A 17,054-nucleotide genomic window follows, 5' to 3' on the forward strand; every position below is an offset into this window, starting at 1 on the left:
ATGAAATTGCGAATCCTGCCTATAGCGACGACGGCCGTGGTATCGGTGACGCTGTTGTTCGGCGGTTGGTTTGCTTATCGTCATTATGGCGTGGAGCAGCCGCTCGACCGCGCCGCGGCGAAGGTACCGGGCGTCGAATCGGCTCATTCGGACATGAGTGCGGACGGCATCACGCTGAAAGTCAAGCTTAGCGACTCCGCCGACCTGGCGCATGTATATAGAACGGTAAAGGAAGAAGGCGCGCGTTCGATCGGCTCCAAGAGCCTGAAGCTCGTCGCGGAGGCGCCCGATAACGAATCGCTTGAGAAAATTTGGCGTTCCGCCTTGTTCGACGTCGCCCAGGCAATGGACCGGAAGGAATACACGGGCATTCGGGACGCGATGGCGAAGCTGGAATCGCAGACGCCGGGACTTAAAGCCACTACGGAAATCGACGAGGAGAACGTCTACGTCAGCCTCCGTCTCTCCGGCAGCGCCAAGTACGTCATTCTGCCTCGCCAGGGCGAGCAATTGGAGGTGTGGCCGAATGCGTAATTGGAGATCCTACGGCAAAGAGATCGCGATCGGCTTCGTACCGGTTTTCTTGATATTCATGATCTTTATCGGCGTGCCGGCGCTTCCGCTGCTGCTCGGCGCGGGGCTCGTGACCGGCCTGCTGTTCATGGCCAAGTCGCGCAACGGGATGGCGTTCGGAGGCGCGATGCGCAAAGGCCCTTCGAGACCGCCCGCGTATTTGACCTTCGAAGACATCGGCGGACAGGAGCAGGCCAAGCGCGAGCTGGTCGAAGCGCTCGATTTTCTCGTCCAGCGCGAGCGCATCGCGAAGCTCGGCATCCGGCCGCTCAAGGGCATCCTGCTCACGGGCCCTCCCGGAACGGGCAAGACGCTGCTCGCGAAGGCCGCCGCCAAGCATACGAACTCTGCGTTCGTGGCCGCGTCCGGCAGCGAATTCGTCGAGATGTACGTCGGCGTCGGCGCGGGCCGCATCCGCGACATTTTTAAACAAGCGCGCAGCCTTGCGGCCAAGCAGAAGCGCGACAGCGCGATCATTTTCATCGACGAGATCGACGCGATCGGCGGCAAGCGGGACGGCAGCCAGAACAAAGAGTACGATCAGACGCTGAATCAGCTGCTGACCGAGATGGACGGCATCCAAGGCGACGAGTCCGTGCGCGTCCTCATCATCGCCGCGACCAACCGCAAGGAGCTGCTCGACAGCGCCTTGACCCGTCCGGGACGGTTCGACCGGCACATCCAGGTCGATATGCCCGACCGGCACGGCCGGGAGCATATCCTCCGTCTGCACGCCCGCAACAAGCCGCTCTCCGAGGACGTATCGCTCGAGAAGGTCGCAGAGGAGACGTTCGGCTTCTCCGGCGCGCAGCTGGAGAGCGTCATGAACGAAGCGGCGATCTACGCCATGCGCGAAGAGAGCGAGGTTCTTCGCCAGGCGCATCTGGCGCAGGCGATCGACAAGGTCATGATGGGCGAGCGGATGGACCGCGAGACGTCGAGCGAAGAGCGAGAGCGCGTGGCGCTTCACGAGCTTGGCCACGCCATCGTCGCCGAGAGCGTCCGACCGGGCAGCGTCGCGCAGGTATCGCTGACGCCCCGCGGCCAGGCGCTCGGCTACGTCCGCCATCATCCGCGCAAGGACAGCTACCTGTACACCAAGACCTATCTGGAAGCGCAGATTCAGATCGCGCTCGGCGGCGCCGTCGCCGAAGAGCTCAACTACGGCGGCCGCAGCACCGGTTCGCGCGGCGACTTCGACCAAGCGACCAACATCGTGAAGACATTGATCGAATCGGGCATGACGGATCTGGGCATCATCCATCCGGAGGCGCTGACCGCGGAGCAATGGTCCAAGGAAAACGCGCGCATCCTAAGCGAACTGACCGATAGCACGCGCCAGCTGCTCTCCGGCCACATGGATACGTTCGCCAAGCTCCTCGACATTCTGATCCGCGAAGAAACGCTGTCGGGCGAGGATCTCCGCGCGTACCTTCGCGCGGTAGCCGCTTGATCTTAAGCGACGTAGGCTGTTCCGCTAGCCGAACAAGGCTGCCGGGACGGCCTGTTTTTATTTACCGCGCTTACCGGGAGGAACGGCAGGCGGCGAGGCTCGCCGCCTGCGGCGGGCGTCTGCGGCCGTACCGGCATACACCGCGGCCACGCTTTTGAATCGGACAGGGCAGCAGGAAATGACCCGGGCAACTAATTGTGGTAACATAATAATTTGAACCGGAAGTCATTTGTCTTCGTCCAATAATGAGGTGGTTGCGTGCAGGGCTCCGACGCCAATTTCGAATATCTTAAATATATGAGCGATTCCGACGACAAAAAAACGGTGCTCCACGAACTGATGACCGCGTACGGCAAGGAAGTGTGGAATTTCGCTTTCAGCCTGACGCGCAAGTGGGACGTGGCGGACGACATTACGCAGGACGTATTCGTCAAGGTGTTCAAGAACCTGGACACGTTCCGGAGCGACTCGTCCATCCGCACCTGGCTCCTCACGATCACGCGCAACACGGTGATCGACCATCAGCGTTCGGCGTTTATCCGGCGGGTCTCCTTGACGGACTGGAGCCTGGAAACGGGCCATCGGCGCTCCGTGGAGGACGACGTCATCGAGCAGCACGCCGTGAACGACCTCTGGAAGCTGGTCATGAAGCTGCCGATCAAGTCGCGCGAGGTGCTTATCCTCTACGCGCACCACCAGCTGTCTCTGAAGGAGATCGCGGAGGTGCTCGGCGTCACCGAGGGAACCGTCAAGTCGCGGATGTTTCACGCTCGCCGCAAAATCGCTAAATTGAAGGAGCGCAACGGCCATGGAACCGAATGACAGAGATCTTTTGCAGCAGCTTTCGCGCGGTCCGCTCACGAAAAACGGTTTTGATGCGCGGCTCGTCTCCCGCATCGAAGAAGCGATCGAGCGTCCCGAGACGCGCCGGCATCCGCTCCTTCGGTTCGGTTGGCACGGCGCCGGGCTCGCGGCGATGGCGGTGCTGCTCCTGTTCGTCGGCCTCTGGCACTGGTCGTTCGGATCCGGCGGACCGGCGGGCCCGATGAACCTGGATCGGGCAGGGAAGACCGCGGATACCGAATCCCCGATGTTCGCCGACGCGAACGCCGAGCTGCATTCGGCGCTGCTGCTCGGACTGCGGGAGGATCCGCAGAACGACGGCGGCAACGTCGTCAGCAGCTACCGTACCCTCTTTATCGCGCCGGAGGATGGGCAGTACGAGCTCGCGGCGCAGGGCGCGGGCATCGTGATGCCCTATGGCCAGAACTTCTGGAAGATCGAGGCTGTGTCCGCCGCCTCGGACGATTCGGAGTTCGCCCAGCGGCTGATCGCCTACCCGCTGACGGGCAAGGACGCGGCCAAGACGGATGCTGCGCTGATGCGTACGCTGCCCGCGGTCCCGCTGACCGAGCGTCTGCTGTTCGTCGGCAACAAGTACGTATCCGTGGAGCAGAATCCTTCGGATGCGCCGAACCGGGTTTACCGCTGGGTGAAGGACATGGACCAGCTAGTCGCGAGCGCGCAGCGCGCCGCGTTCGATCCGCAGACGGAGCCGCACGTCTCCCTCGAGGAAGCGATGCAATCCGCGGATGCGGCCGCCGAGACGCCGGTGGCGGCGACGGACGCCGTTCCTGCGGAGAGCACGGAGCAGTGGTCGATCATCCGGCGCACGGGCAGCTGGGTGGCCGCAGCGGCCGAGACCGCGGGTCAGCCATACGCGCCGCTCGCGAACACGACGCTCACGGAGCTGACGACGCCTTTGCCCGAGTCGATCAACAAGTTCGACACGCTCTATCCGACCTGGTCCCAGATTCTGAAGATCCAGCCGGAAGCCAAGGACGCTTACTCCTCGCCTAACGAGGACATGCTGGTCATCGTGCTTGAAGACGAGCTCGTGGTGTACCCGTACAAGCTGCTCGGCGGGGATCAGAATCCGCTGCGCATCCCGCTCGAGCCGGGGGAGTCGCTCATCATGGCGCAGTGGGCCAAGGAAGACAAATACCTGGAGAGCTGGAAAAAGCAGCTCGGCGAAGTTCTCGCGGACCGATCGGCGGAACCTAGCGTTAAATAGCAGGCGAATCTATTGCTGCAATTCGGCGCGAACAGCGAATTGCAGTATTTTTTCGTACATATACTTTACTATGGTAACGCGTCGATGTAATATAGTATTTACTCTCTTCTACAAGGAGCTGACGCACCGAATGAATGAATATCCTTCCGCATCGATCGCATCCATCGTATCAGACGCATCCGCCTCAGTCTATCAAGCATCCGGCCCGGCTCCCCGCGCGACGCTGTCCGCCATGGAGCCCTACGTGCCGGGACGCTCGATCTCCGACATCCGCGGCGAATTCGGCCTTACCCGCGTCGTTAAGCTGGCGTCCAACGAGAATCCCCTGGGACCTTCGCCGCTGGCGCTCGCGGCCGTGCGCGCCATGCTGGAGGACATTCACCGGTACCCCGACGACCGCGCGTCGGAGCTCCGCCGCAAGCTGGCGGGCAAGCTGGCGTTGGACGAATCCATGCTCATCGCGGCCAACGGCGCAGACGAGCTGATCACGCTCCTGTCGGAGACGTATCTAGAGCCGGGCGACCGCATCGCGACGTTTGCGCCTACGTTCAGCGAGTACGCGTTCGGCGGGCGGCTCATGAACGCCGAGACCAACCGCGCCCCGCTCGGCGAGGACTTCGCGCTTCGCGCGGACGATCTGCTGGCCGCCGTCGATGCCCGGACGAAGCTGGTCTTCGTCTGTTCGCCCAACAATCCGACAGGGACGTACATGCCTAGAGACGAGCTTGAACGGCTGCTCGCACGGCTGCCCGCCGGCTGTCTGCTCGTGCTGGACGCGGCGTATTCTCATTTTGCCGACGCGCCCGACTACTGCGACGGCTTCGACGTGCTGCGAGCGGGAGCGCGCCTTGTCGTGCTGCAGACCTTTTCCAAGGCATACGGGCTTGCGGGAATCAGGGCGGGCTTTGCCGCGGGTCCGGCGGACGTCATCGCGAGCATGCTGCGCGTCAAGGAGCCCTTTAACGTCAATGCCCTCGCCCAGACGGCAGCGTCGGCTGCGTTGGATGACGAGGCGCATCTCGCGGCTACTTTACGTACGAATGCGGCGGGCAGAATCCGGCTGAGGGAGGGACTTGCTCGCCTGGGCATCAGCTCCGTCCCTTCGCAATCCAACTTCGTTCTCGCGGACTTCGGCGACCGCGCCGCATCCGTCTACCGACTGTGGATGGAGAGCGGGGTTATCGTCAGAAGCGGGGCCGGATGGGGGTTGCCCGGCCATCTGCGGATCTCGGTCGGCACGGCGGAAGAGATCGATCTGCTGCTAGCGCTGCTGGACGACATATTGCGCAGGGACGCCTGAGGGCAGCGAAGCCCGCTCCCGAGGCTGGTTCTAAGTCGCGATTGTCACACTCCCGACGCAAAAAGGACGCAAACCTTCCCCCGATGAAGCCGGTCCCGTCGGTTTATGTCGTTGAGCGGGTATGTTAAGATGGGAATGTCAGGTTGACGCAGAACGTGCAGTCAGGGAAGGGGAAAGGCGGATGTTTCGGACGATCGGCGTAGTAGGAGCGGGGACGATGGGCCAGAGCATCGCGGAGATGCTTGCCGTCAAGGGGCTGGACGTGCATATGACCGACAGTTCGGGTGCGCGCCTTAAGCAGGCGCAGGAGATGCTCGAGAAAAACCTCGACCGTCAGATCGAGCGTTGGGCCATCACGCAGGCGGAGAAAAAACTGATCCTTAATCGCATTCACGCGGAGCCTTCATTAGAACATCTGGCCGATTGCGACCTGATCATCGAGACCATCAGCGAGGATCTGGACAGCAAAAAAACGGTATTCCAGCAGTTGGACGATATCATACCCGAAGGACGCGTACTGGCGAGCAACACGTCGACGCTGAGCTTGACCGAGTTGGCGAGCGTGACCAAGCGCCCCGAGCGCGTGATCGGCATGCACTTCGTGTATCCGGCGTTCCGGATCGACGTCGTGGAGATCGTCAGGGGATTGCAGACGTCGGACGATACGTTCGAGCGGACCAAGGAATTCATCGAGCGGGACCTGTCGAAAAAAGGCGTCATGGTGTTCGAGTCGCCCGGCTTCGTGACGACGCGGCTCATCTGCCTGCTGATCAACGAGTCGCTCAACGTGCTGCAGGAGGGCGTAGCGTCGCCAGAGGATATCGATGCGGCGATGCGCATCGGCTACCAGTTCCATTACGGGCCGCTGGAGATGGCCGACCGCTTCGGCCTGGACTCGGTATGGGCCGCGCTCGACCGGATGTTCAGGGAGTACGGCGAGCTGAAGTATCGGCCTTCCATCCTGCTCAAGAAGAAGGTCCGCGCGGGCCAACTCGGCGTGAAGACGGGCCAGGGCTTCTTCAAGTATTCCAAGGACGGTGAACGCAAGGCATGAACGTGCTCGTCATCAACGCGGGGAGTTCTTCCCTGAAGTATCAGCTATACGACATGAAAAACGAGACGGTGCTGGCCAAAGGGCGCGTGGAGCGCATCGGCATGGAGTCGTCGATCCTGACGCACGAGGTCGAAGGCCAGCCCGAGGTGCGCGAGGTCAGCGAGATCCTCGAGCATACGGTCGCCGTCCGCAAAGTGCTCGATATGCTTACGCACCGCCGTTTCGGCGTGCTGCGCAACATCGACGAGGTACAGGCCGTAGGCCATCGGATCGTGCACGGCGGCGAGAGCTTCAGCGAATCGGTGCTCATCGACGGCGGCGTGAAGCTCGAGATCCGCAAGCTGTTCGATCTGGCCCCGCTGCACAATCCGGCGCACATGATGGGCATCGTCGCCGTGGAGACGAACCTGCCGGACGTGCCGCAGGCGGTCGTGTTCGATACCGCTTTTCACCAGACCATGCCCAAGACTTCTTACCTGTACGCGATCCCGATGGTGCTGTATCGCAAGCATCAGATCCGGCGGTACGGCTTCCATGGGACGTCGCACGACTATGTCAGCAAGCGGGCGGCCGAGTACCTGGACAAGCCGCTGGCCGATCTCAAGATCGTCAGCTGCCACATCGGCAACGGGGCGAGCTGCACCGCGATTCTGGGCGGCAAATCGTTCGACACGAGCATGGGCATGACGCCGCTCGAGGGACTCATGATGGGCACGCGCAGCGGCGACCTGGATCCCGCGATCGTGCCGTACGCGATGAACAAGGAGGAGTTGACGCTGTCCGAAGTCAACTCCATGCTGAACAAGCACAGCGGCTTGATCGCGATCTCGGGCATCAGCAGCGACATGCGGGAGATCGTGCAGGCGATGGACGAAGGCAGCGAGCCGGCCAAGACGGCGTTCGAGATGTACGCGTACCGGCTGCGCAAGTACATCGGTGCCTATGCGGCCGCGATGAACGGCATCGACGTGCTGCTCTTCACGGCCGGCGTCGGCGAGAATTCGGACGTGCTGCGCAAGGCGGTATGCGAAGGGCTGACGTTCCTCGGAATCGAGCTGGACGAAGCGCGCAACCGCGTACGGTCCGGCGAGCCCCGCAGGATCTCCGCGGACGGCTCGAAGATCGAGGTGCTGGTCGTGCCGACCAACGAGGAGCTGCTCATCGCGCGCGATACGTACAGGCTCGTGCGGGAAGCAAGGGAGGCGGCTGCCGATGAATGAAGCGGGCGGCATGGCCGCCACCCTGGCCGAAGCGTACATGGACGGCTCCGTCAGCGTGCCTTATGCGCTGCTTCGCGTCTACCGCATGCTGGCGCTCACCGATACCGATTGCATGCTGCTGATCCAGTTGATCGCGTTCCGTCAGCTCGAGCAGAACGACTTCCCGACGATCGAGCAGCTCCAGCAGCGGCTCGGCGCGCCGGGCTCCGTCATCGGAGAGTCGCTGCAGAAGCTGATCCGCCGAGGCCTGGTGGCGATCGACGAATCCAGCGATCCGTTATCGGGCGTCCGCGCGGAGCGATACAATCTGTTCGGACTGTTCCAGGCAGTCGCCCAGCTGCTCGTAGCGGGCGAGGCGCCGCTGCGCACCGAAGGCTCGGCGTCGTTCTCGGCGGCGCAGACGGACGGAGACGAATCCGATTACGGCTCTGGCGGCAGATCGCCGGAGCGGAGCGGAGGCCCGAAGCCCGAGGCCGTGAGCTTGTTCGCCGTTTTCGAACGGGAGTTCGGGCGTCCGATCTCGCCGATGGAGGCCGAGACGATCGCGGGGTGGCTCGATCAGGACAAGTACGCGGAGGAGCTCATCTTATTCGCGCTCAAGGAATCGGTATTCGCGGGCAAGCTTTCTTTTCGGTACATGGACAGAATATTGCTGGAATGGAGCCGCAACCGGGTCCGCAGCGTAGAGGACGCGCGGGCGCATGCCCAGCGCTTCCGCGCCGGACGCTGAATCGGCGGCACGAACAGATCGACATAAGGAGCATACGACGATGGAAAAACAGCTGTATCAGAAATTGTATTATAAAACGGGGAGAGCGCTCGTATACGGAGCGCCGGAGGGCTTTGACCTCGGCGTGGACGTCGAGACGGAAGCCGAGGGCCGGTTCGACTTCGTCCTCGTCTTCGTCAAGAACACCGAAGACATGCTGAAGACGCTGCCCAAGATCATCCCGCTGCTGCAGGCGGACGCCGTCTGCTGGATCTCGTATCCCAAGCAGTCCGCCAAGGTCCAGACCGACCTGAACCGCGACCTGCTGTGGCGGATCATGGAGACGCGCACCGATTATAGGGTGGTCAGCAACGTGGCGATCGACGACGTATGGTCGGCGCTGCGTTTCCGCCACGCCAGCAAGGTGAAGTCCGCGAAGCCCTGATGTCGTCCCGATCCCGGGTCGGAATCCCGCGTTATTTTTTCAGTTAAGTTTTCGGACCAAGCCGCGTACATATAGGTATAAGCGGCTAGGCCGGCGACAGGAACTGAGAGGAGCGGATCGATTTGGACATTTTGGGCGAGCTGCAGGTCATTCTTCCGGTTCTGTTTTGCGTGGTACTCGGCATCATCGCGATCTTCGGCGTCCGTAGCATCGGAGAGTGGAGCCGCAACAACAAGCAGCCGCTGTTGTCCGTCGCCTCGCGCGTCGTATCCAAGCGATCGCTCGTTCATTATCGCCATCATCACGACGACGGCATTACGCACCATCAGTCGGATACCTATTATTACGCGACGTTCGAGCTGACGGATGGCTCCCGCATCGAGTTCAAGCTGAGCGGCGGCGAATACGGGCTGCTTGCCGAGCAGGACGCAGGCATGCTCACGTACCAGGGATCGCGATACTACGGCTTCGAGCGAGAGCGAGACAGAGGCTTGCGGCTCGTCGGCAGGTCTTGAACATACGGCATAAAGCCCGCGCTTCCTCGAGGAAGGCGGGCTTTTTCGGTTGGACGGCGATTACTTTTTAAGCAGCTGCATGCGATATACATATTCGAAAAGGAACTCGAACGCCTCGAGATGCTTGCGCGCCTCGAACGCGTCGCGGCCCCAGGCGTAGATGCCGTGCTTGCGCAGCAGGATGCCGGGAATCCGCTCGTCGAGCCGCTCCTTGACCTCGGGCACGATCCGCGGGATGTCGGCGAAGTTGGAGACGATCGGCACGTCGATGACGGCTTCCTCGTCCCAGATGTTGAACGCCTTGATCAGTTCCACGCCCTCGACCGGCACCGCGCGCCGCTCCCAGAACAGCTCGGAGACGATGCTGTTGAATACGGAGTGGATGTGGAAAATAGCGCCGCAGCCGGTCTGTCTGTAAATCTCGCAGTGGATCAGCGTCTCTGCGGAAGGCTTCAGCCGCGTCGCCTCGACCGGCGCGCCGGTCTGGTCGACCAGCAGAAAGTCCTCGGGCGTCGAAGCCGCCTTGTCCTTGCCGCTCGCCGTGACGGCGAAGGCGAAGCGGTCGGGCTCGAAGCCGCCGACCCTCATCGACAGATTGCCGCTCGTGCCCGGGAACCAGCCGCGCGCGGCGAAGTCGGTTTTTACGAGATCCAGCTCGCGGTATACCCGCTGCTTGTCTTCTAGCAGTATGTCGCTCATGATTTTACCAATCTCCTTCATCGAGGTGTCTGACGACGTCGTGGAACGTCTCGAACGGCACGTGCGGGAGTCCGAGCTCGCGGCAGCGCTCCGTCAAGTGCGAACGGGAGAAGACGAGATCCGCGAGCTTCGCGCCCGCGAAGTCCGTCACGCTGTCGCCGATCAGGATGCGCGTGTACGCGTCCCGGGGGAAGCGGCGGATGACGGTCGTCTTGCACATGCCGCAGTCGTTGTCGCATTGGTCGTCGCAGGCGTGCGGCCACAAAATCTCAATACGCTCTCCTTCGAAGCTGCTGCCGTTGCAATAAATATGGTCCGCGGGAATATCGAACGGGGCGAGCAGCGGGTAGACGAAGAAGTCGATGCCGCCGCTTGTGACATAAAAGTCTACGCCGTTCGCTTTGCACCAATCGAGCAGCGCTTGAAAGCCCGGACGAATGCCGGCCGTGGACAGGATGTAGTCCGTAATCTCCTGCCTGCGGGCGGAAGGAAGGAGCGCGAACATCTCGCCCACGCCCTGGCGCACGGATTTGCGAAGCGCGACGATATCTTCGACGATCGGCTGCCAGCCGGGCGGGTCGAATTGCTTCATGACCGCGACGATGTTGTCGCTGAGCGTGATCGTGCCGTCAAAGTCGCAGAACAATACGGGCGGCTTGTTAAACGTTCGCTGGGTCACGGCCGGCGCACCCCCCAGCGCTCGATCGCGAGCTTCAGCGGCTCGCGGCCGCCGCCGGCGGATGCGTAGGCCTCGAGGTCCTCGCCTGCCATCGCGGCGTCGATCGCCTGGCGGAAGGCTTGTCCGCCGGCTGCCGCGCCGAGCGGATGTCCGTGCACGCCGCCGCCGGCGTTGACCACGACGTCGCGGCCGAAGTCATGCACGATGAGCGGCACGAGTCCGGGATGGATGCCGGCGGAAGGGACGGGGAGTACGGCCTTCTGCGGCAGCTCTCCGCTTACGAGCGCATCCCGGACTGCCAAGTTCTCGGCCTTCGGCATCACGACGGACCCGTACGGCGACGGGAAGAGCGACAGATCGGCGCCGGCGATGCGCGTGAGCGAGCCGAGCAGGACGGATGCCGAGATCCCGTGGTGAGGCGACGGATAATAGGCGCCGGCCAAAGCGGGATGGGCGGCGATCGGGACGCTGATCGCAGGATCGGCTGCGAGCTCCGCCATCGCGTCGTAGCCGTACGCCAGGACGTTGAACAGCAGTCCGTTGACGCCCGCTTCAATGGCGCGCAGCGCGTTTTCGCGGAGCTTGGACGTCGGCCCGGTCAGGTTGGCGAAGTAGATCAGCTTCTGGCCGGTGACGGCTTCGGCCTCTCGCGCCGCGGACATGCATGCCTCGACGCGCCGTTCCAGCGGCGTAAGCGGATTTTCGAACAGAATCTCGTCGTCCTTGATCAGGTCGACGCCGCCCAGCGCCTGCTGGAGGAACTGCTCGCGCAGGCCTGCCAGGTCGTAGCCGATGACGGACTTGAATATGCTCATGAGCAGGGGGCGGTCCTGTACGCCCAGATACGATCGGACGCCGGAGAGCCCGAGCTTGGGACCCGGGAACGCGGACAAGAACTCGGCGGATGGCCGAAGGCCCGTCAGCTTGATCCGTCCGTCCATGGACAGCTTGCCGAAAATGGTCACGAGCAGGGCGGGAATATCGCGGCTGAAGTTCACGTCCGGATACTCGATCGTAATGTCCGCATACCTTTCCCCAGGCGCAGCGCCTTCGGGCTCATGCGCTTCGACGGAGACGACGCGGCCCAGGTGCTTCTCCATTTTTTGCTTGGCGACCTCGGGAAGCTCGGTCCAGCTGCCGACCGTCAGGCCGACGGCGATGCCCTCCGCTTTTTTGGCGAAGTCCGCCTTGTCGTCGAACAGGCGGTAGGTCGCCTGGCTTTTGTTCGCGCTCATGGTTGGATTCCTTCTTTCTGTGGATGGATCTCGGCAGCTTGGTCCGTTGTGGAAATACGCCGCTATTCTACAGCTTCTGCTCGCTCTTCAGCGCTTCGGCCGCAATGGCGCGGCCCATCTCGCCCGCGCGGTCGGCGCAGCGCTTCATCGCTTCGCCGATCGCGGCGTCGACGCCGAGGCGCTGGAGCGTCTCGATGGCCGCCTGCGTCGTTCCGTTCGGCGAGGTGACCCTGCGCCGCAGCTCGGCCGGCTCTTCGCCGGTAAGGCGGACCATCTCCGCGGCGCCTCGCGCGGTCTGCACGGTGAGCTCGCGCGCCGTCTCCGGCGAGAGTCCTTGGGCGATGCCGGCCGCGATCATGGCCTCCATGACGAAGTACAGATAGGCGGGACCGCTGCCCGAGACGGCGGTCACCGCTTCGAGCTGCGACTCCTCGACGACCTGGGCGATGCCGACCGCGCCGAAGAGGCCCAGGGCGAGGCGGCGGACATCCTCGGGCAAGCCCGCGGAGAAGGACAAGCCGGTCGCGCCCAGCCCGATGCTGCTGGACGTGTTCGGCATCGTGCGGACGACGGGGTGGTCGGCGCGGGTGAGCGCGCGGATCGTATCGGTCGAGAGCCCGGCCACGAGGGACACGAGGAGCTGCTCTGCCCGCAGAGTGGGCGCCAGCGCCTTGAGCGCGCCGGCGGCGTCCTTGGGCTTCATGGCCAGGACGATGACGTCAGCGGTGACGAGGGCGTCCTGCCGCGCGGCTTCCGTCGCCGCGGTCGATATGCCGTAGCGTTCGCGCAGTTCGCCGAGCCGCTCGGCATTGGACCGATTGAACACCGTGATGTTTTCCGCAGGAGCGGCGCCGGTGTCCACGAGCCCGCGCACCAAGGCTTCCGCCATCGAGCCGGCGCCGTAGAAGACAATTTTCGAATGGGCAAGTTTTTCTGAGGATGCGTTCATCGCTTCTCGTCTCCCGTCTATTGATTAAGCTAATTAATATTTAACGACGTATATTATCCGCGAACCTGACCATCCCCGCGGATGCGGTATTTGGTCGAAGTAAGCGCAGGGAGGCCCATCGGTCCGCGCGCGTGCAGCTTCTGCGTGCTGATCCCGATCTCGGCGCCGAAGCCGAATTCGAAGCCGTCCGTGAAGCGGGTAGATGCGTTGTGGTAGACGGCGGCCGCGTCGACCTCCTGGAGGAAGCGGTCGGCGTTCGCCTGCGTTTCGGTCACGATGCATTCGGAGTGCTTGGTGCCGAAGCGGGCGATATGGGACAGCGCCTCGTCCAGACCGCTCACGACGCGAATGTTCAATATATAGTCGTTGTATTCCGTCGCGTAGTCTTCGTCCGTCGCTTCGTTCGCCCATGACACGCGCGCTCTCGCCGCGGCGTCTGCCCGCAGCTCGACGCTGGCTTGGCGGAAGCTCTCCGCGAGACGTTCAAGGTGCTTGCCCGCGAAGTCCGCATGGAGCAATAGGGTTTCCATCGAGTTGCAAACGGAGGGACGCTGCACCTTGGCATTCAGCGCGATCGCTTCGGCCATGTCGTAGTCCGCGGTCGCGTCTACGTAAGTATGGCAGATTCCGGCGCCGGTCTCGATGACGGGCACCGTGGCGTTCTCGACGACGTTGCGGATGAGCGCGGCGCCTCCGCGCGGGATGATGACGTCCAAGAGGCCGTTCAGCTTAAGCATCTCGTTGGCGGATGCCCGGCTCGCGTCCTCGACGAGCTGCAGCGCGTCCTCTGGTATCGCGCTCTTGCGAAGCGCGCCGCGCAAGGCCGCGACGATGCGTTTGTTCGACTCGAGCGCGGCCGAGCCGCCGCGCAGGACGACCGCGTTGCCCGTCTTCAGGCATAGGCCGGCGGCGTCGACCGTCACGTTGGGACGCGCTTCGTAGATGATGCCGATCACGCCGATCGGCACGCGCAGCTGCTCGATCCGCAGGCCGTTCGGCCGCTCGAATCGCGCGATCGTCTCGCCGACCGGATCGGGCAGCGCGATGACCTCGCGCAAGCCCTGCGCGATCCCGGCGATGCGGCCGGGATCCAGCCGCAGCCGGTCGAGCAGCGACTCCGACGTGCCGCCGGCACGCCCCCGCTCGATGTCGATCGCGTTGCCCGCGATAATGTCGTCCTGGCCCGCCACGAGCGCGTCCGCCATCAAGGCCAGCGCTTCGTTCTTTTGCCCGGTCGTCAGATTGTTCAGCGCAGCCGTCGCCGTACCGGCCGCGATCGCTTTGTTTCTCGCTTCGCTCATGATCCCTTCGCCTCCTTGGGCACATAGGTCGTGACCCATTCGTCTCTGTGTATGACTTCGATGCGTCCGACCTCTACGCGCCGCGCCGCTTCTTCGCTAGACAGCCCGGCTACCGCGGTGACCTGCCAGGCGTCGTAATTCGATACGCCGCGTCCGAGCGTCCGTCCGGCGCTGACGACCTCGATCACGTCTCCGGGGTGGAAGGCGCCTTCGACATGGGTGACGCCGGCCGGCAGCAGGCTGCGCCCGCCCTTCAGCAGCGCGGCCTCCGCGCCCGCGTCCACGAATACCCGGCCCTGCGGCACCGACAGGAAGCCGATCCACTGCTTCTTCGCGGGGAGCGAGTGCAGGGAGGCGGCAAAGTAGGTGCCTCTGCCGCGGCCTTCGACCGCCGAGACCAGGTCGCCGGGTTCGGTCGAACGCCCCACGAAGGTCGGCACGCCGCCGCCCATCGCGATGCGGGCGGCTTCGATCTTGGACCGCATGCCGCCGGTGCCGACCGAGGAGCCGGCGCCGCCCGCGATGCTGTAGAGCTCCTCCGAGATCACGTCCACGCGGTCGATCCGTACCGCGCTGGCGTCTTTTCGCGGATCGGCGGTGAACAGCCCTTCGATGTCGGTCAGAATGTACAGGCCGGACGCCTTGACGAGATTCGCCACGAGCGCGGACAGCGAGTCGTTCTCGCCGAACTTGATCTCGTCCACCGCGACGGTATCGTTCTCGTTGATAATCGGCACGGCGCGCTGCTTCAGCAGCTCTTCGATCGTCCGCTGCGCGTTCTGCGCGCGCTGACGCTGGCTGAAGTCCGGACGCGTGAGCAGCACCTGGGCGGCCGGGATGCCGTAAGGGGCGAACGCCTCCTGGTAGGCTTGCATCAACAGCGCCTGGCCGACGGCCGCGGCCGCCTGTTTCTCGTGCACGAGCTTCGGGCGCGTCTCGTAACCGACGGCCCGGTAGCCGGCCGCGATGGCGCCCGAGCTCACGAGCAGCACCTGCACGCCTTGGCGGTGCAGCGCCGCGATCTCTGCGGCAAAATAGCCGAAGCTTTCTTTATTCAGCCCGCCGGCCTCGCCGGCGAGCGAGCTGCTGCCGATCTTGACGACGATGCGCCGCATCATACCGCTTTCCCTCCATAGACATGATGGCCAATCCCAGTCCGTATACGCCGCAGCGCAAACAAAAAAGCTTCCGTCCTGTTCAAAGGACGGAAGCCAGGCTTCCGCGGTACCACCTTCGTTGACGCTCCGGACTGCGCAAGCCTCGGGAACGTCCGCTCGAAGCCCGGTAACAGCGGGCGCTGTCCGGCTCTTCGCCGGCCGCTCGGGGATGGGGGAAGGAGGGCGACCGTGCAAATTCTCGCAGCCATGGAATTTGCTCTCTGAACGGCGCGGGTCTCATTCGTTTCCCGTCTTCGCGTTTATGAATAAGGACGTATGGCGCCGCCACTGCCGACGGTGCCGATTGCCTCTAGAATAGCACGGCGCCTTGGCCTTGTAAAGGAACCGAACGCCCCGCCGGGCCTGGGCAGCCGCTCGTGCCTGCACGGCGTACTCCCGGCTCCCGCAGCCTGCGCCGATCGTCAGCGGAACAATCCCAGATGGCCGATGCGGTCCGCGGCTTCGCGCAGCCTCGCTTCGGGGGCGAGCAAGCCGAGGCGGACGTATCCTTCGCCATGCGCGCCGAATCCGATGCCGGGCGCTACGACGATATCCGCCTGCTCCAGGAGCAGGTTCGCGAACGACGCCGAATCGTGGCCTTCCGGCACGGGCAGCCAGCAGAAGAACGAGCCTTCCGGCCGCTGCGCCTGCCAGCCGTGGGAGGCGAGCGCGTCGTAGAGTGCGTCGCGCCTGCGCTCGTATACGGAGACCAGGTCCGCCACCGCCCGCTGCGGTCCCGTCAGCGCGAGCGCGGCCGCCTCCTGGATGCCGCCGAACAAGCTGCAGTAGTAGTGATCCTGAATGAGATTGAGCAGTTCGATGATCTTGCTGTTGCCGAGCGCGAAGCCGACGCGCCAGCCGGCCATGTTGTATGTCTTGGACAGCGTGTAAAACTCGATGCCGACTTCCTTGGCGCCCGGCGTCTCGAGGAAGCTCACCGGCCGGCGGCCGTCGAAGCCGATCGCGCCGTAGGCGAAGTCGCTCGCCACGACGACGCCGTGCCGCTCGGCGAAGCGTACGGTGTCCGCGTAGAACTCGGGCGACGCCACGGCCGAGGTGGGATTGTTCGGATAATTGAGGAACATGAGCTTCGCGCGGGCGAGATCCTCCGCGGGTATCGCCTCGTAGTCAGGCAAAAAGCCGTTGCGCGCCAGCAGCGGCATCTGGCTCATCCGCGCGCCGGCGAGCGCCACGCCCGACCAATAGTCCGGGTAGCCGGGATCGGGAACGAGGCAGACGTCGCCGGGGTTGAGCAGGCACTGGCTGATCTCGACGAGGCCCGTCTTGCCGCCGAACAAGATCGCGACTTCCGTGGCGGGGTCGAGCTCGACGCCATAGTCTTCCATATATCGCTTGGCCACGGCTTCCTTGAGAAACGGGAATCCGCGGAAGGGAGGATACTTGTGGTAAAGCGGGTTCTCGGCCGCTTCCTTGAGCTTGTCGACGATATGCGCGGGCGTAGGCAGATCCGGATTGCCCTGACCGAGGTTGATGACATCGCGTCCGGTCGCCGCGCGCGCGTTGGCGCGCCCGACCAGCGCCGCGAAAAACTGCTCCGGCAGCCCGTTCATGCGGTCCGCGGGTTGGATGTGGATAGACATGGGACAGCTTCACGCTCCATTGCTTTCGTATGTGCTTTTCATAGGATACCAGGTCGAATATACAATCTACGTTGACAATAGCACAAGGAA

Annotated in this window: 17 protein-coding genes; 10 read left to right on the forward strand and 7 right to left on the reverse strand. The window is 63.5% G+C overall.

Going from position 1 to position 17,054, the window contains the following annotated elements; genetic code table 11:
* The 10 genes from PQG80_RS15890 to PQG80_RS15935 all read left to right on the forward strand — a co-directional run bounded on the left by PQG80_RS15890 (position 1) and on the right by PQG80_RS15935 (position 9,343).
* A complete protein-coding gene (locus tag PQG80_RS15890) occupies positions 1 to 534 on the forward strand; it encodes a hypothetical protein (protein WP_271752381.1) in 534 nt (177 codons plus the stop codon).
* Positions 527 to 2,026 (forward strand): AAA family ATPase, encoded by a 1,500-nt coding sequence (locus PQG80_RS15895; protein ID WP_271752382.1) that lies wholly within the window; start codon positions 527 to 529, stop codon positions 2,024 to 2,026. The genes PQG80_RS15890 and PQG80_RS15895 overlap by 8 nt, the downstream gene beginning before the upstream one ends.
* Positions 2,027 to 2,323: 297 nt before the next feature.
* Positions 2,324 to 2,848: an RNA polymerase sigma factor gene (locus PQG80_RS15900; RefSeq protein WP_271752383.1), complete on the forward strand. Its 525-nt coding sequence runs from the start codon at positions 2,324 to 2,326 to the stop codon at positions 2,846 to 2,848.
* Complete coding sequence (locus tag PQG80_RS15905; protein WP_271752384.1) at positions 2,835 to 4,100, forward strand: hypothetical protein; 1,266 nt, start codon at positions 2,835 to 2,837, stop codon at positions 4,098 to 4,100. Before PQG80_RS15900 ends, PQG80_RS15905 begins: the two co-directional genes overlap by 14 nt.
* A 130-nt stretch (positions 4,101 to 4,230) precedes the next feature.
* The gene (gene hisC, locus PQG80_RS15910; RefSeq protein ID WP_271752385.1) at positions 4,231 to 5,400 is read left to right on the forward strand and encodes a histidinol-phosphate transaminase; all 1,170 of its coding nucleotides are present in this window, start codon (positions 4,231 to 4,233) and stop codon (positions 5,398 to 5,400) included.
* A 181-nt stretch (positions 5,401 to 5,581) separates the two neighbouring features.
* Positions 5,582 to 6,454 (forward strand): 3-hydroxyacyl-CoA dehydrogenase family protein, encoded by an 873-nt coding sequence (locus PQG80_RS15915; protein WP_271752386.1) that lies wholly within the window; start codon positions 5,582 to 5,584, stop codon positions 6,452 to 6,454.
* Positions 6,451 to 7,674, forward strand: coding sequence for an acetate/propionate family kinase (locus PQG80_RS15920; RefSeq protein WP_271752387.1), 1,224 nt, complete (start codon positions 6,451 to 6,453; stop codon positions 7,672 to 7,674). The genes PQG80_RS15915 and PQG80_RS15920 overlap by 4 nt, the downstream gene beginning before the upstream one ends.
* Positions 7,667 to 8,404 carry a DnaD domain-containing protein gene (locus tag PQG80_RS15925; RefSeq protein ID WP_271752388.1) on the forward strand — a complete coding sequence of 246 codons (738 nt, stop codon included), beginning with the start codon at positions 7,667 to 7,669 and terminating at the stop codon, positions 8,402 to 8,404. Before PQG80_RS15920 ends, PQG80_RS15925 begins: the two co-directional genes overlap by 8 nt.
* 40 nt (positions 8,405 to 8,444) lie before the next feature.
* Complete coding sequence (locus PQG80_RS15930; protein ID WP_271752389.1) at positions 8,445 to 8,828, forward strand: hypothetical protein; 384 nt, start codon at positions 8,445 to 8,447, stop codon at positions 8,826 to 8,828.
* Between the two features lie 122 nt (positions 8,829 to 8,950).
* Entirely contained in the window at positions 8,951 to 9,343 is a 393-nt protein-coding gene (locus tag PQG80_RS15935; protein ID WP_271752390.1) for a DUF2500 domain-containing protein, read from the forward strand.
* Between the two features lie 60 nt (positions 9,344 to 9,403).
* Here PQG80_RS15935 and mtnB read toward each other — a convergent pair whose 3' ends face one another.
* The 7 genes from mtnB to PQG80_RS15970 form a co-directional block, all read right to left on the reverse strand.
* Entirely contained in the window at positions 9,404 to 10,042 is a 639-nt protein-coding gene (mtnB, locus tag PQG80_RS15940; RefSeq protein ID WP_271752391.1) for a methylthioribulose 1-phosphate dehydratase, read from the reverse strand.
* Between the two features lie 4 nt (positions 10,043 to 10,046).
* A complete protein-coding gene (locus PQG80_RS15945; protein ID WP_271752393.1) occupies positions 10,047 to 10,721 on the reverse strand; it encodes a 2-hydroxy-3-keto-5-methylthiopentenyl-1-phosphate phosphatase in 675 nt (224 codons plus the stop codon).
* Complete coding sequence (locus PQG80_RS15950) at positions 10,718 to 11,956, reverse strand: 2,3-diketo-5-methylthiopentyl-1-phosphate enolase (protein ID WP_271752394.1); 1,239 nt, start codon at positions 11,954 to 11,956, stop codon at positions 10,718 to 10,720. Before PQG80_RS15950 ends, PQG80_RS15945 begins: the two co-directional genes overlap by 4 nt.
* A 67-nt stretch (positions 11,957 to 12,023) precedes the next feature.
* Positions 12,024 to 12,905, reverse strand: coding sequence for a pyrroline-5-carboxylate reductase (gene proC / locus PQG80_RS15955; RefSeq protein ID WP_271752395.1), 882 nt, complete (start codon positions 12,903 to 12,905; stop codon positions 12,024 to 12,026).
* Positions 12,906 to 12,958: 53 nt separating this feature from the next.
* The gene (locus PQG80_RS15960) at positions 12,959 to 14,206 is read right to left on the reverse strand and encodes a glutamate-5-semialdehyde dehydrogenase (RefSeq protein ID WP_271752396.1); all 1,248 of its coding nucleotides are present in this window, start codon (positions 14,204 to 14,206) and stop codon (positions 12,959 to 12,961) included.
* Positions 14,203 to 15,324: a glutamate 5-kinase gene (proB, locus tag PQG80_RS15965; protein WP_271752397.1), complete on the reverse strand. Its 1,122-nt coding sequence runs from the start codon at positions 15,322 to 15,324 to the stop codon at positions 14,203 to 14,205. The genes PQG80_RS15960 and proB overlap by 4 nt, the downstream gene beginning before the upstream one ends.
* A 461-nt stretch (positions 15,325 to 15,785) precedes the next feature.
* A complete protein-coding gene (locus PQG80_RS15970; protein ID WP_271752398.1) occupies positions 15,786 to 16,964 on the reverse strand; it encodes a pyridoxal phosphate-dependent aminotransferase in 1,179 nt (392 codons plus the stop codon).
* Positions 16,965 to 17,054 lie beyond the last annotated feature (90 nt).

The sequence above is a fragment of the Cohnella rhizoplanae genome (assembly GCF_948329515.1).
GTDB classification, from domain to species: domain Bacteria; phylum Bacillota; class Bacilli; order Paenibacillales; family Paenibacillaceae; genus Cohnella; species Cohnella rhizoplanae.

Bases quoted from the DNA above. Each gene is read 5' to 3' on its own strand.
- PQG80_RS15890 (WP_271752381.1), top strand. From the start codon at position 1: ATGAAATTGCGAATCCTGCCTATAGCGACGACGGCCGTGGTATCGGTG.
- PQG80_RS15895 (WP_271752382.1), top strand. From the start codon at position 527: ATGCGTAATTGGAGATCCTACGGCAAAGAGATCGCGATCGGCTTCGTA.
- PQG80_RS15900 (WP_271752383.1), top strand. From the start codon at position 2,324: ATGAGCGATTCCGACGACAAAAAAACGGTGCTCCACGAACTGATGACC.
- PQG80_RS15905 (WP_271752384.1), top strand. From the start codon at position 2,835: ATGGAACCGAATGACAGAGATCTTTTGCAGCAGCTTTCGCGCGGTCCG.
- hisC (WP_271752385.1), top strand. From the start codon at position 4,231: ATGAATGAATATCCTTCCGCATCGATCGCATCCATCGTATCAGACGCA.
- PQG80_RS15915 (WP_271752386.1), top strand. From the start codon at position 5,582: ATGTTTCGGACGATCGGCGTAGTAGGAGCGGGGACGATGGGCCAGAGC.
- PQG80_RS15920 (WP_271752387.1), top strand. From the start codon at position 6,451: ATGAACGTGCTCGTCATCAACGCGGGGAGTTCTTCCCTGAAGTATCAG.
- PQG80_RS15925 (WP_271752388.1), top strand. From the start codon at position 7,667: ATGAATGAAGCGGGCGGCATGGCCGCCACCCTGGCCGAAGCGTACATG.
- PQG80_RS15930 (WP_271752389.1), top strand. From the start codon at position 8,445: ATGGAAAAACAGCTGTATCAGAAATTGTATTATAAAACGGGGAGAGCG.
- mtnB (WP_271752391.1), bottom strand. From the start codon at position 10,042: ATGAGCGACATACTGCTAGAAGACAAGCAGCGGGTATACCGCGAGCTG.
- PQG80_RS15950 (WP_271752394.1), bottom strand. From the start codon at position 11,956: ATGAGCGCGAACAAAAGCCAGGCGACCTACCGCCTGTTCGACGACAAG.
- proC (WP_271752395.1), bottom strand. From the start codon at position 12,905: ATGAACGCATCCTCAGAAAAACTTGCCCATTCGAAAATTGTCTTCTAC.
- PQG80_RS15960 (WP_271752396.1), bottom strand. From the start codon at position 14,206: ATGAGCGAAGCGAGAAACAAAGCGATCGCGGCCGGTACGGCGACGGCT.
- proB (WP_271752397.1), bottom strand. From the start codon at position 15,324: ATGATGCGGCGCATCGTCGTCAAGATCGGCAGCAGCTCGCTCGCCGGC.
- PQG80_RS15970 (WP_271752398.1), bottom strand. From the start codon at position 16,964: ATGTCTATCCACATCCAACCCGCGGACCGCATGAACGGGCTGCCGGAG.